We start from the raw sequence: 13,056 nt of genomic DNA, 5'->3' as shown, positions 1-13,056 counted from the left end.
CTGAAATTCTACGGCTTGCTGTACGAGGGGCCGTCCTCGGCGGCCAGCGGAAGAGAACCCGCCGGCGTTTGATATGCTTTTTTCCGTTCCGCCCTCCGATGCCGGTTGAGCAGACGGACAATTTCAACCACAAGGGGCAGGTCGTCCGGATGGAGCACGCGCAGTTCCTTCTCCAGCTCCCCCGCCTTACCGGCCTGGACCACCCGAAGCCGCGCAGCCTCGGCAGCCGACTCGCCTCCGAAGAAGATGCCCACGGGCACACCGAGTGCCTCGCTTATGCCGATCAGAATCTTCAACGACGGCAGCTGCTCGCCTCGCTCGATCTTACCGATATAGGTATAGTCGAGGCCACCACTCACCAGCGCCGCCAGATCCTTCTGGGTCAGCCCACGCTCGCTTCTAAGCCTTTTCAGCGCATGTCCTATATTACAGTTCAACGGCAACTCCCAGCGGCTCGATCAGGTACTGGAACCCACGGAGAATTCCGACCAGACGCGGGTTTATGCACACCCTGACGCACGTTTGATATACCCCCTTTCACCCCCATGTGTCAATGCGATTAACAATATGACTATCAGTCGTATTTGTCATTGACATTAAGGATTATTTATCACATCATCACTTCAATCGCCATATCCGGAGGTATCGTGGACAAACGCTTCCTGCTCAAGGCCTTGTATGAGACGGGCACCAATGCCCTCCTCTCCGGAGGCGATTTCAGGCTGTATGTGCTTTTTCTGGCAGCGGCCGGCACCAACGGACGTGGACTCCTTCCGTACAGTGTCATTGAGGAGGCGCTTGGCCCGATCCATCCGCCCGGACGACTGACATTCATGTGCAGGAGGCTCGAAGAGCTGGGACTGATTCAGCTCCACGGACCCCCTGTCGCCACAATCGGAGTCGGGTATCGCCTGAAAGAACCGGTCCCCGTCATCCACAACGCACCCATGGAGTCGGCCCCCAGTGCCGGCAATGGAGACCCCCATGAAACACAATAAACTGCTGATGGGCAGCCGCCATCTTGCGGCGCCTGCGAGGGCTCGCGTACTTGTTGTGGACGATGATCGCGATATTCTCATTTTCGTGAGGCTCGTTCTCGAAAACGAGGGCATCGACGTTATCTGCGCGGAGAATGGCTCCCAAGCACTGGAACTGCTCGCGAACAATACGTGCGCCGTCATGATCACCGACCAGAACATGCCGCTCATGAACGGTTTCGAGCTGGCACACCGGGCCCGTCGTCTCAAGCCGGAACTAACGGTTTTCATGGGCACGGGCCACATCTACCCCGGCATCCAGGCCCAGGCGCAATCGGCCGGCATCCGACAGGTCTTCGGTAAGCCGTTCAACTTCCCGCATCTCTTTGCCGCACTTCATGAAGTATTGAACGCAGACTCAATCGGCAAGTGATGGTGAGTAAGGGCGGCGAAGCGTCACACTCGAAAAAAGTGCTTGCAAACCTGAATGGGGGGTGCTATAAGTTCAAGTCCAACGCCGAAGTGGTGGAATTGGTAGACACGCAAGATTCAGGATCTTGTGCGGGCAACCGTGTGCTGGTTCGAGTCCAGTCTTCGGCACCATAAAAACAAGGGGTCAGCAACTGTGGTGCTGACCCCTTTTTCTTTCTGGTTACCACACATTACTGCGTGGTCAGAACCACCGCATGCGAAAGGCCCTGATCCGGACCTGCTGCACCCCCTACAGGAACAATGCCGGCTCTTTCCGCTCGCTGCACTGGTTGACCAGCATCTCGCACCGTGTTTCAACCGTGGGGTGATGCAGCGTCCTGGCCCCTGCGGGACAGCCTTTTGTGCAAGCACAGCACTTCAGACACCCTTCCGCGCTCGTCAGGACCCTGTCATCCACCTTGATGACAAAGGTAGGACACAGGGCGGCGCAGGTACCGCACAGGGTGCAGAGCCCGGGATCGGTTTCCGGCGCGACACCGCCCAGCGGCGGCCGCTCCCTGTAGGGCACGTCGCCGGGAATCACCGGCATTGCCAGACCGATGCCGGCACGCAGTCGGCGGGCGATGAGCCATCCGAACTCCCGCGCCTTTGCCAGGTCGGCCGGGTCCGGGCGATGGGCGGCAATCGGTTGGGTAGTCGTCGAATACGAATGTTCACCGATAAACGCGCCGGCAGCGATCGCCGTAAATCCTTTGGCAACAGCGACATCCCGCAATTCGATCAGCGCATCCTCGAACGCGCGGTTGCCGTACAGGACAACCAGCACGGCGGGAACGCCGGACGCCGACAAACCACCCAGTCGCTCCAGACAGATTTCCGGCACCCGCCCCGCGTAAACCGGGACACCGATAACGGCAAGACCGTCATCAAGCCGCAGATCGAGCCCACCTTTCAACCGGGTTAGGTCATGGTGTGCAACACTCGTGTCGCCAATGCCCTCGGCAATCTGTTCGACGATCATTTTCGTGGTGCTGGTGGGGGAGAAATAAATCAGGTGAGTCGTGACCGGCATAGAGACCTTCTTTCGTATGATTGGCGTGATTCTGCGCAGTAATTCATGGTGTCCCGATGGCCTCGATCAGCTGTGAGATGTCATTTTCCCTGAACGGTTTCGGCAGTATTCCCCGAATGCTGAGACGTTCCATCTCCACCTGATCGAGGAATTCCGTGCTGCCGCTCGATATGAAGGCTATCAGATTCGGATCGACTTCCGTGATCCGGGCAATGGCTTCAAGCCCCCCCATTCGGCCGGGGACGGATAAATCCATGATCACCGCCGCATAACGCCTGCCCTGCGAAAGGGCGGTGCCGTACAGTTCCACGGCCTGTTTGCCGTCTTCGGCAAAGTCGGCGGAAAACCCACACCGTTCAAGGTAAAAGCCCGCGATCATCCTGATATCTTCGTCATCGTCCATCACCAGGACCCTGCCGCGACACTGGTCGTTTTGCATCAGTTCACTCCGCTAACATAAGATGAGAGTCCATCAGGCCGCTCACGCCCCGAGTGGATTGTGCCGCTCAGAAATTCCATGGAGCGGGCATAGCACCATCGGCACAGACGGGACCGGCACCGGAAGTACGGTTAGTGCCGGCCGCACGGGACACAACCTTAACTATAATTCGTTTTTTTGTTTGTTCAATCGAAGAGTGTTTCCGTAGAACTCAGGTCGCGGGGCACTACGACTGAGGTTCTACCTCGGCCGGCTCATGCTCATGATGCAGGCTTGGCAGCACCTCACGGCCATCCAGCACCCGACGGATTGCCGTGAGAATGTCCTGGGGGAGGAGCGGTTTGGGAACGAATTGGATACCGGCGTCGAGAACTCCTTTGTTCTCGATCAGATCGGCAGTGTAGCCGCTCGTATAGACGACCTTCACAGCCGGGTTGATCTTTAGGAGCTCGTCATGGACCTGGCGGCCATTCATCCGCGGCATGATGACGTCAAGAATCACCAAGGCTATATCCTCTCCGGTCGCACGATACCGTTCGATGGCCTCTGCCCCGTCCCCCGCGGTCACAACACGGTAGCCGAACATTGTCAGAATATCCGCCGTGGTGGTTCGCACGGATTCATCATCCTCCACGAGCATAATGGTTTCGTTTCCCCCCGGGAAAACCGGCGTCGCATCGGCATGCTCCCGCGCACCGGCTGCCAGGGGAAGATAAATCCGGAATGTGGTACCCCTTCCCACCTCGGTATAAACCGTAATCACCCCATCGTGCTGCTTGATGATGCCGTAAACCATGGCCAGACCGAGGCCCGTCCCCTTGCCGACCGGCTTGGTTGTGAAGAAGGGATCGAAAATTTTCTCCTTTGTTGCGTCATCCATGCCGATCCCACTGTCGGTAACGGTAAGCAGGGCATAGTCTCCCGGACGGCAGCCGTGGAGGGACGCTGAAATCGTGTCGAGCCGCACCATGTCCGCGCCTATGGCCAGCATCCCACCTTCCGTCATGGCATCGCGAGCGTTGGCCGCCAGATTGACGATGACCTGCTCAATCTGGCCCTGGTCCACGGAAACCGGCAATCCGTAGCTCGGCAGGGAGAATTTCAAATCGATATCTTCTCCGATGATCCGTTGGAGGAATTTCTCCATATCCGCAACAATTTCCGCCAAATCATGCTGTTTCGGTACGATGACCTGTTTGCGGCTGAATGCCAGGAGGCTTCGCGTCAAGGTTGCCGCTTTTTCAGATGATTTGAGGATCTGATCGAGCAGGGGCAGGAACTGGGGGTGCTGCTCAAGCTTCAGTCGCAGCATTGAACCGCACCCCGTGATAACCGTAAGGATGTTGTTGAAATCGTGAGCGACACCTCCCGCGAAGGTACCGATTGACTCCATCTTCTGGGCCTGCCGGAGCTGGTCTCCCAGCTTGCGTTTTTCGGTGATGTCGTGAATGATCGAATGCAGGTACTCCTTGCCTCCGATGCGGACTTTGCTGCTGTAGACCTCGACATCGACAATGCTGCCGTCAGCCTTTCGATGCTGGAATTCGAACCGCGTATTCCCGGAATTCCGGGCTTTGTCCATCTCTTCTTTCACCTGCGAGAAAGGAAGGGTGTTGATTTTGGAAATCTTCATGCCGCACAGTTCGGCCACAGACCAGCCGTAAAAGAGCGCTGCAGCATTGTTGGCATCGACGATGGCGCCGCTTTCTGGGTCAATGATCAGCTTTGCCGCGGCATGATCCTGGAAAATGTTCCGGAATTTTTCCTCGCTCTCCCGCACGGCAGCCTCGGCCTGCTTACGCTCGGTGATGTCATGGGCAAAGGAGAAAGAGAACCGTTCTCCTTCGAAATCGAGATAGGTGACAGTGATCTCGACCGGGAAAACGCTACCGTCCTTGCGCCGGTGGAGGGTTTCTATGGTACCGGAGCCGCGCTCGCGGATGTTCGCCCGGTGCCTGAGCCAACTATCATCGCTGAACGTCGGGTCAATATCGAAGACCGTCAGGGAGCAGAGCTCGTCCCGTGAATAGCCGAGCCCCTCGCAGGCTCGACGGTTCGCATCGATAATGCGGCCATTCTCGGCCACCGAAAAGATGGCAATGGCCGATTCGTCCATGCAGAACCGCGCCAGACGCAATTCGCGTTCGGACACCTTGGCTCTGGTGATGTCTTCGGTAAAAATGACGACGCCCCCCACTCGGCCTTCCCCCTCGTACCAGGGACGCACTTCCCATCGCAGCCACTGAGTTCGGCCGTCAGCCCGCACGAAGCAATCCTCTTCGACGCGGATAACTTCCCCCGCGAGGCCGCGGCGATGCACGGACTTCCACTCTTCTCCGATTTCCGGGAAGATATCATAGTGAGACATGCCGAGAATATCGCCGTCTCCAAGACCGTAGTCTTCGCGCCAGCGCCGGCTCACGGCAAGATACCGCATCTCCCGGTCGAACATGGCAAGGGCGGCAGGCGCATGCTCCGTGAACAGACGCAGCCGCTCGTCTGAAGCCCCGGTCTGCACTCCATTAAACGTCAGCACCACTACGCCGACAACGGCACCGTTGTCATCCCGTAGCGGCGAAGCCGTTGTCAGCCACGTCCCCGGCGGTCCCGGGCAGTGTTCCGGACGGGGCTGGATCAACTCCGCGTCAGAAGGCGTGCCGGCCTCCACGGCGATAGCCGCCGGGCAGTTGCGGCACGGAACGCCCATCCCCCGTACGGAATAGCACTTCCTGCCCACGAGTGCCCGTAAGGAAAGCTCCACGGCCTCCCGGTACGCCTTGTTCGCCCAGACGATCCCGTACTCGGTATCGCACACGGCGACCTGCACCGGAAGGTCTTCAAACGCCTCGATATGGGCCTGTCTCAGAATGATATCTTGCGTCATTGTTCTTCTCGGACTCAGCCGGCAAGACTACCTTTTCATCGAATTATACGTGATAAATATGAGGATGCCCATGCAAGTGCCAACTTTTTGCCTTTTCCTCCCTTTCAACCCTGCCGACCAGTCCTGCCCCATCGCAACCTGTTTACTGGTTCCACTGACGCCGTTTTCTACTCAAAATTAATTTGTACACAAAGCTATTGACATTCAAGAAATCGAATGCAATAGTGTGCATATGCACACAACAAAAGGAGGCACGTATGAAACTCTGCTTTCCCGTGACATCGGACGATGGACTCGACAGCAAGGTGTATGAGCACTTTGGATCCGCACAGCGCTTTATCGTAGTGGACACTGAGACCGGGGCAACGGTCTCCATTGACAACACCGACAAACACCACAGCCACGGATCGTGCAACCCGCTGAAGGCCTTGGCAGGAGCGCCGCTCGACGCGGTCGTGGTCGGAGGGATCGGCGCCGGTGCACTCATCATGCTCAACCGCGCGCAGGTCAAAGTGTTCAGCTCACAGGCGCCCACGGTGGGGGAAAACGTTGCCTTGTTCAGAAGCGGCGCCTTCCAGGAAATCGTGCCACCCACCTGCGGGGGTCACGGCCATGGCCACGGCTGCGCTCACTGAACAGGAGAGATCGATCATGAACTGGGCGGAACTGTATCAGGCTACAACGGACAAACCCCTCGGCGAGTTCGTCGCGGCGCTGGCCAAGGCCGGCAGCCGGCGAGGGTTCGTCATTCACAATGAGGAAAAGATGGAAATGGCGCATACCTTCGGTGCCCATGGCGTAATGGTTGGCGAAGGGTTCGATCTCCATATGATCCAGGTCTGCAAGCCGAAAAAGGCGGCCGCAAGCCTTCAGAAAAACCCGGAACGGGCCGCTCTCATGCCGAAATTCATCACCACGTTCACCCGCGACGGCAGGACTGAGGTCCGGATGCTCCGCTACCGCAGGCCCATGATCGAGGCCCTGGTGGACGACACCGAGTTCGCCTCATCCCTGGATGAGAGCTTCGATGCCATCGTGGCCATGATCGAGGAGGCGCGCTGAGCGCGCGCAGAGGGCCAAGGCTATGTGGCAACTGCTGAGCAGACTCAACAAGAACCTGGTGCTGACCATTCCCGCCATGATGGCCGCGGGCTTCGTCTTCGGTCTCGTGACTGAGACCGGCTTTCTCAAGGAGCTGATCATCCCCTTCACCTTTCTCATGGTCTACCCCATGATGGTGACCCTTAAGCTGAAGAAGGTACTGGAGGGAGGTGACGGCAAGGCCCAGCTGTTCACCCAGTTCATCAACTTCGCGGTGGTGCCCTTTGTCGCCTTCGGGCTGGGAAGGCTTTTCTTTGCTGACCGCCCCTACATGGCCCTGGGCCTGCTGCTTGCGGCCCTGGTCCCCACCAGCGGCATGACCATCTCCTGGACCGGCTTTGCCAGGGGGAACCTCGAAGCGGCAGTCAAGATGACCGTCGTGGGCCTCATCCTGGGCTCGATCGCAACCCCCTTCTACGTGCAAGCCCTCATGGGCGCCCATGTGGAGGTGGATATGACCGGCATCATGAAGCAAATCGCCGTCATCGTTTTCCTGCCCATGGCGGTCGGGTATGCGACCCAGCGCTATCTGATAGCGAAGCACGGCCAGAAAGGATTCCAGGAACAGTGGGCGCCCCGCTTCCCCTGCCTCTCCACCCTGGGCGTCCTGGGCATCGTTTTCATCGCCATAGCCCTCAAGGCACAGGCCATCGCGGCCCGCCCCCAGGATCTGCTGGCAATCCTGCTGCCCCTGGCCATTCTCTACGGCATCAACTATAGCCTCAGCACCGTTGTGGGCAGGCTTTTCCTTCCCCGGGGCGATGCTATCGCCCTGGCCTACGGCACGGTGATGCGCAACCTCTCCATTGCCCTGGCCGTGGCCATGAACGCCTTCGGCAAGGCCGGTTCCGACGCGGCGCTGGTCATTGCCCTGGCCTACATCATCCAGGTGCAGTCAGCCGCCTGGTACGTAAAATTTACCGGCACGCTCTTCGGTGAGGCACCAGCGCCGTCCTGTCCCGCACCGAGGCGGAACTGACCACCCGATGAAAGGAACCCATGTCGCCACGCAAGAAAAAACAACGCAACTGCATCTGCCCCCTCCGGGAGAAGCTGGGACACGTCTTCAAGCCCGCGGGCACTCCGCTGAAGGAGATGGAGATCATCATCCTGGATCACGATGAGCTTGAGGCGCTGTTTCTCTGCGACAAGCTGGGGCTGAACCAGGAGGAAGCGGGAACGCTGATGGGGGTTTCCCGGGGAACGGTCCAGCGGCTACTGGCCGAGGGAAGGAAAAAGGTGATCGAAGCCCTTGTGGAGCAGAAAGCCCTGGCCGTGACCGGGGATGTGCCCGAACACGGCGTATCGGATGACAACGCCGAGACCGGGGAACGGAAAGGAACCGAACATGGCTGAGATTTATTCGGCGAAGGTATGGGATCACGTGCGCAACCCGCGCAATGTGGGGTCACTGGAGGATGCCAACGTGGTGGTACAGGCAGGCGACCCCACCTGTGGCGATGCGGTGCTCTACTTCCTCAGGATCGAAGAGGATATCGTGCGCGACATCAAATTTCTCATCAAGGGATGTGGTGCGGCCATCGCCACATCGTCAGTGGCAACGGAGCTTGTCATGGGCAAGGGGCTCGACGAGGTCATGGGGCTCTCCGATCAGATCATCGCCCAGGCCCTTGACGGGCTCCCCGAAGAGAAGATGCACTGCTCGAACATGGCGGCTTCGGCGCTCCACGCGGCGGTCGAGCAATACCGTGCAACAGTGGCGGGTGAGACGAAGCCCTTATGAGTCTCGTGGTGGGATGGCGACAAAACATATCCGGCGAAATTCGACAGGAAATACGAGGTGAACAGCATGCAGGGTGAAAAGGTAGCGCAAAAATCATGCAACAGGGAGCAGGTGGAAGAGCTGCACCGGCTCAAAGAGCAGATCGAACTGCAGGAAGCCCTTTTCAACATCAAGCACAAGATCGTGGTGCTGTCGGGCAAGGGGGGCGTGGGCAAGAGCTCGGTGGCGGTCAACTTGGCCGTGGCCCTCTCGCTCAGCGGCAAGAAAACGGGATTGCTGGATGTCGATCTGCACGGGCCAAGCATCCCGACCCTTCTCGGCATTGAGGGCCGGCTTCCGGCAACTGCCGCCCGGATCGAACCGGTTCCCTACAGCGACACCCTCAAAGTCATGTCGGTAGGGCTGCTGCTGCGCGACCAGGCCGAGGCGGTAGTCTGGCGGGGACCGGCCAAACACGGCGTCATCAAGCAGTTTCTGGCCGCCGTGGAGTGGGGTAATCTGGACTACCTGATCGTCGACTGCCCGCCAGGGACCGGTGATGAGCCTCTCTCGGTGATCCAGCTTCTGGAAGGGGCGGAGGGCGCCGTCATCGTCACCACTCCCCAGGACGTTGCGCTCACCGACGTGCGCAAGTCGGTCACCTTCTGCCGTCAGATGAAGCTGCCGGTCATCGGCGTAGTCGAGAACATGAGCGGCTTTGTCTGCCCCCACTGCGGCGAAGGGGTCGACATCTTCAAGAGCGGCGGCGGCAAGCTCATGGCCGATGAAATGAGCGTGCCCTTCCTGGGCAGGATTCCGCTGGACCCGGCCATGGTCAGAGCCGGCGACGAAGGGGAGCCCCTGGTGGAACACCGGGCCGATTCCCCCACGGCAAAGGCCTTTGCCGAAATTGTGGCGACCGTCGCGGCCCGTTGCGATACCGCCGTCAACGCAGCACGGGAGGGCGGACAATGAACGTCAGGATCCTGTTCTGCCCCACCTGAAGCCAGTATCCCATTGCGGCCGGTCTGGCCCGCTTGATCGAGCAGACGGAGGAGAATGTATCGGTGGAACTCGACAAACAGGCACCGCGGAGCGAATTTGCCGTGTACCTGGACGGAGAGATAATTTTCTCCCGCCTCGAACGGGGCCGGATGCCGGAACCGCTGGACATTATCCCGGCTATCCGCGCCCGGCGTCATGGCACCTCAGGCTGAAAGGACTGCGTATGGACGTCTTCGAAGAACTCAGAGAGGTTGCCCTCCGGCAGAATGCGGAGGGTGAATTCCCGGAATGGCTGCTGGCCGATGTACTGGGCATCGCCGACGACCCGGAGCGGTATGGTGACCGTACCCATCTGGTGGAGACCCTTGTTTCGCAAATCAGGGAGTACGATCCCTTTGCCGGGGCGGGATGCTTCGGCACGGCCGTGGGCATAGAGGAAATCCGGGCAACGCTTCGCCACCTGACCCTTCCCTGAGCTGCCAAGAGTCACGGTCGTCTCTGGAATATATTTCCGAACAGGGTATACTTTGGGATGAATTCATGATCTTGCCGGGTGCATGCCCGGACGAACCGTAGTGCTCAAGGAAGACGGACGCATCATGTTCATCTTCGGACCGGTACCATCCAGACGCCTGGGGCGCAGCCTCGGGCTCGACACCATACCTGCCAAGGCATGTTCCTATTCTTGCGTTTACTGCCAGTTGGGCCGGACCTGCTCCATTCAGAGCGCCCGGCGCCGCTTCTGCCGCCCGGAAACCATTGCCGTCGAGGTTGAGCGGGCGGTCCGCAGACTCATCGAACGGGGCGAACGGATCGATTACCTTACGTTTGTGGCCGACGGTGAACCGACCCTTGACCTGAACCTCGGGAGAGAAATCGAGCTGCTCAGACCCCTCGGCATAAAAATCGCCGTCATCACCAACAGCTCGCTCATCTGGCGTTCCGACGTAAGGGCCGAACTTGCCCTGGCGGATTGGGTTTCCCTCAAGGTGGATGCAGTGGACGGGGACGCATGGCACCGCATCAACAGGCCGGCCGCCACCCTGCGGCTCGCCGACCTCTTGAGCGGAATGGCCCTGTTTGCCGAAGAGTTCACGGGGACACTCGCCACTGAGACCATGCTGGTGAGCGGCATCAATGACTCCGAAACCGAACTGGAGATGCTTGCGGCGTTTCTGGGGGAGCTGAAACCGGACGTCTCCTATGTCGCAGTTCCTATCAGGCCGCCGACGGAGCGGTGGGCGACGCCGCCGACAGCCGAGGCCCTCAATCGGGCCGTGCAGATTATTTCGGGAAGCGTTGAGCGAGTGGAATACCTCACCGGCTACGAAGGGAACGACTTTACCGGCAGTGGAGACGTGACCGCCGACCTGCTCGGCATCACGGGCGTTCATCCCTTGCGGGAAGATGCCGCGCGTGAGCTTCTGGTCAAGGCAGGTACCGACTGGTCAGAGGTGGAACGGCTCATCGACAGGGGCCTTCTTCTGGAAACCATCTATGACGGCCGAAAATTTCTGCTGCGCATGAGGCCATGCGCATTTCCCCTCAAAACGATGCACTAAATCCGGACACAAAATGATCCAACAAAAGCAGCCTTGAGCGATCAGGCTTTCCGACGGCGCTGTTCTCGTTTTTCGCGGCCGGCCAGGGCTGCAACCTCCGTCGGGCTGAGGGGCCGGTACTCCCCCGGTTTCAGGTCGCCGAGCGAGACCGCGCCGTATCTCACCCGGCGCAGGCGGACCACCGACAGGCTCACGGCTTCGCACATGCGGCGCACCTGGCGGTAGCGCCCCTCGTGAATCACGATGGAAAGCCAGGTGTTGTTATCGCTCTGGCTGGACACCTCCACCTTTGCCGGCGCCGTCGGCCCGTCGTCCAGTTCCACACCGGTAGCCAGCCGCCGGATCTGCTCCTTGGCCACAGCCCCCCGCACCCGGACCAGGTATTCCTTGTCCACCTCATGCCGGGGATGGGCGAGCCGGTTGGCCCAGGCACCGTCATTGGTGAGCAGCAGAAGCCCCTCGGTGTTGTAGTCGAGCCGCCCCACGGGAAAGACGCGGACATCGAGCCCCTTGAGGAGATCGGTGACAATGGGTCTCCCCTCCGGATCCCTGAGGGTGGTCATATAGCCCACGGGCTTGTTGAGGATGAGATACACCTTCTTCTCCGCCGGACGGACGGGCTGCCCGTCCACGGTTATCCGGTCCCGCTCCGGGTCGGCCTTGCTCCCCAGCTCGGTAACGACCGTGCCGTTCACCGCCACCCGTCCCTCGGTGATGAACCGTTCCGCCTCGCGCCGGGACGCGACCCCCGCCTGGGACAGCAGCTTCTGCAATCGTTCTTCCATATGCCCCTCCAAAAAGACTAAAGGCCGAAGACCGGGGAACTCCCCGCGAACGTCTCCAGCCTTCAGACTGTCAGGTTGCCCGAAGGCGGTTGCCGCCCCCGGTGCGTCTCGGCCCTACCCTTCGATGAAGCGCGACATTTTGCGGAACTTCTGGTACCGCTCCTCCACCAGTTGCTCCGCGGGAATCGCCTTCAGCTCCTTCAACTGCCGGGCGATGGCTTCGTGGAGGGTCCTGGCCATGGCCTCATGGTCGCGGTGGGCGCCGCCCAGGGGCTCGGGCACAATCTCGTCGATCACCTCAAGCTCCTTCAGGTCCTTGGCGGTCAGTTTGAGGGCCTCGGCGGCCTGCTCACCCTTAGTGCCGTCGGACCAGAGGATGGCGGCGCACCCCTCGGGGGAGATGACGGCGTAGATGGAGTACTGGAGCATGAGGACCCGGTCGCCCACGGCGATGGCCAGCGCCCCGCCGGAGCCCCCCTCTCCGGTGACCACGACAATGATCGGCACGGTGAGGGCCGCCATCTCCCTGAGGTTGCGCGCAATGGCCTCGGCCTGGCCCCGCTCCTCGGCGCCGATGCCGGGAAACGCGCCGGGGGTGTCCACGAAGGTGATGATGGGCAGCCGGAACCGCTCGGCCAGCTCCATGATCCGCAGGGCCTTGCGGTACCCCTCGGGGTTGGGCATGCCGAAGTTGCGGTAGACCTTCTCCTTGGTGTCGCGCCCCTTCTGGTGGCCGATGACCACCACCGGCTCACCGTCGAGCTTCGCCAGGCCGGCGACAATGGCGTGATCGTCGCCGAACAGGCGGTCGCCATGGAGTTCGGTGAAATCGGTGAAGATCAGGTTGAGGTAGTCCAGGGTGAAGGGACGCTCGATGTGGCGGGCCACCTGCACCGTCTGCCAGCGGGACAGGTTGGAGAAGATCACCTCGCGCATCCGGTCGACCTTCTTCTCCAGCTTGGTCACTTCGCCCGCCAGTTCGGCGTTAGTGCCGGCCAGTTCGGCCAGTTCCTGTACTTTTTTCTCAAGCTCAACCACCGGTTTTTCGAATTCCATGTAATATTGGGCAGCCATTG

17 protein-coding genes and 1 tRNA gene are annotated in these 13,056 nt (G+C 60.0%); 12 read left to right on the top strand and 6 right to left on the bottom strand.

What is annotated here, in order from left to right:
- Positions 1-8: 8 nt before the first annotated feature.
- Positions 9-437 carry a helix-turn-helix domain-containing protein gene (locus tag GS_RS07060; RefSeq protein WP_010942067.1) on the bottom strand — a complete coding sequence of 143 codons (429 nt, stop codon included), beginning with the start codon at positions 435-437 and terminating at the stop codon, positions 9-11.
- Between the two features lie 210 nt (positions 438-647).
- Here GS_RS07060 and GS_RS07055 point away from each other — a divergent pair, with 210 nt between their 5' ends.
- The 3 genes from GS_RS07055 to GS_RS07045 all read left to right on the top strand — a co-directional run bounded on the left by GS_RS07055 (position 648) and on the right by GS_RS07045 (position 1,580).
- Positions 648-998, top strand: a complete 351-nt coding sequence (locus GS_RS07055) for a hypothetical protein (protein WP_010942066.1) — start codon at positions 648-650, stop codon at positions 996-998.
- Positions 985-1,410, top strand: a complete 426-nt coding sequence (locus GS_RS07050) for a response regulator (RefSeq protein WP_010942065.1) — start codon at positions 985-987, stop codon at positions 1,408-1,410. The genes GS_RS07055 and GS_RS07050 overlap by 14 nt, the downstream gene beginning before the upstream one ends.
- Before the next feature lie 83 nt (positions 1,411-1,493).
- Positions 1,494-1,580 (top strand) — tRNA-Leu (locus GS_RS07045).
- A 118-nt stretch (positions 1,581-1,698) separates the two neighbouring features.
- Here the strand turns inward: GS_RS07045 and GS_RS07040 are convergent.
- The 3 genes from GS_RS07040 to GS_RS07030 all read right to left on the bottom strand — a co-directional run bounded on the left by GS_RS07040 (position 1,699) and on the right by GS_RS07030 (position 5,804).
- The gene (locus GS_RS07040; RefSeq protein WP_010942064.1) at positions 1,699-2,481 is read right to left on the bottom strand and encodes a 4Fe-4S binding protein; all 783 of its coding nucleotides are present in this window, start codon (positions 2,479-2,481) and stop codon (positions 1,699-1,701) included.
- 43 nt (positions 2,482-2,524) lie between these two features.
- Complete coding sequence (locus tag GS_RS07035; protein ID WP_010942063.1) at positions 2,525-2,920, bottom strand: response regulator; 396 nt, start codon at positions 2,918-2,920, stop codon at positions 2,525-2,527.
- Between the two features lie 226 nt (positions 2,921-3,146).
- Positions 3,147-5,804 carry a PAS domain-containing hybrid sensor histidine kinase/response regulator gene (locus GS_RS07030; RefSeq protein WP_081461260.1) on the bottom strand — a complete coding sequence of 886 codons (2,658 nt, stop codon included), beginning with the start codon at positions 5,802-5,804 and terminating at the stop codon, positions 3,147-3,149.
- Between the two features lie 257 nt (positions 5,805-6,061).
- Here GS_RS07030 and GS_RS07025 point away from each other — a divergent pair, with 257 nt between their 5' ends.
- The 9 genes from GS_RS07025 to GS_RS06985 all read left to right on the top strand — a co-directional run bounded on the left by GS_RS07025 (position 6,062) and on the right by GS_RS06985 (position 11,195).
- Positions 6,062-6,439, top strand: a complete 378-nt coding sequence (locus GS_RS07025) for a NifB/NifX family molybdenum-iron cluster-binding protein (protein ID WP_010942061.1) — start codon at positions 6,062-6,064, stop codon at positions 6,437-6,439.
- Positions 6,440-6,455: 16 nt separating this feature from the next.
- Positions 6,456-6,866: a DUF302 domain-containing protein gene (locus GS_RS07020; protein WP_010942060.1), complete on the top strand. Its 411-nt coding sequence runs from the start codon at positions 6,456-6,458 to the stop codon at positions 6,864-6,866.
- Between the two features lie 22 nt (positions 6,867-6,888).
- Complete coding sequence (locus tag GS_RS07015) at positions 6,889-7,884, top strand: arsenic resistance protein (protein WP_010942059.1); 996 nt, start codon at positions 6,889-6,891, stop codon at positions 7,882-7,884.
- A gap of 20 nt (positions 7,885-7,904) precedes the next feature.
- Positions 7,905-8,261, top strand: coding sequence for a DUF134 domain-containing protein (locus GS_RS07010; RefSeq protein ID WP_010942058.1), 357 nt, complete (start codon positions 7,905-7,907; stop codon positions 8,259-8,261).
- Positions 8,254-8,649, top strand: a complete 396-nt coding sequence (locus tag GS_RS07005; protein WP_010942057.1) for an iron-sulfur cluster assembly scaffold protein — start codon at positions 8,254-8,256, stop codon at positions 8,647-8,649. The genes GS_RS07010 and GS_RS07005 overlap by 8 nt, the downstream gene beginning before the upstream one ends.
- Positions 8,650-8,715: 66 nt before the next feature.
- Positions 8,716-9,603 carry an Mrp/NBP35 family ATP-binding protein gene (locus tag GS_RS07000; RefSeq protein WP_010942056.1) on the top strand — a complete coding sequence of 296 codons (888 nt, stop codon included), beginning with the start codon at positions 8,716-8,718 and terminating at the stop codon, positions 9,601-9,603.
- Positions 9,600-9,845 (top strand): Rdx family protein, encoded by a 246-nt coding sequence (locus tag GS_RS06995; RefSeq protein WP_010942055.1) that lies wholly within the window; start codon positions 9,600-9,602, stop codon positions 9,843-9,845. Before GS_RS07000 ends, GS_RS06995 begins: the two co-directional genes overlap by 4 nt.
- Positions 9,846-9,856: 11 nt before the next feature.
- The gene (locus GS_RS06990; protein ID WP_010942054.1) at positions 9,857-10,108 is read left to right on the top strand and encodes a GSU3529 family protein; all 252 of its coding nucleotides are present in this window, start codon (positions 9,857-9,859) and stop codon (positions 10,106-10,108) included.
- Positions 10,109-10,232: 124 nt separating this feature from the next.
- Positions 10,233-11,195 (top strand): radical SAM protein, encoded by a 963-nt coding sequence (locus GS_RS06985; RefSeq protein WP_010942053.1) that lies wholly within the window; start codon positions 10,233-10,235, stop codon positions 11,193-11,195.
- A gap of 41 nt (positions 11,196-11,236) precedes the next feature.
- Here the strand turns inward: GS_RS06985 and GS_RS06980 are convergent, their stop codons facing one another.
- Both GS_RS06980 and GS_RS06975 read right to left on the bottom strand, forming a co-directional pair.
- Positions 11,237-11,980 carry a pseudouridine synthase gene (locus tag GS_RS06980; RefSeq protein WP_010942052.1) on the bottom strand — a complete coding sequence of 248 codons (744 nt, stop codon included), beginning with the start codon at positions 11,978-11,980 and terminating at the stop codon, positions 11,237-11,239.
- Positions 11,981-12,094: 114 nt separating this feature from the next.
- On the bottom strand, positions 12,095-13,054 hold the full coding sequence (locus GS_RS06975) for an acetyl-CoA carboxylase carboxyltransferase subunit alpha (RefSeq protein ID WP_010942051.1): 960 nt from the start codon (positions 13,052-13,054) through the stop codon (positions 12,095-12,097).
- Between the last annotated feature and the right edge of the window lie 2 nt (positions 13,055-13,056).

It is taken from the genome of Geobacter sulfurreducens PCA, from assembly GCF_000007985.2.
In the GTDB taxonomy this organism is placed as follows: domain Bacteria; phylum Desulfobacterota; class Desulfuromonadia; order Geobacterales; family Geobacteraceae; genus Geobacter; species Geobacter sulfurreducens.
The sequence above is the reverse complement of the archived record's forward strand: the minus strand, read 5'-3'. Positions and strand labels throughout refer to the sequence as shown.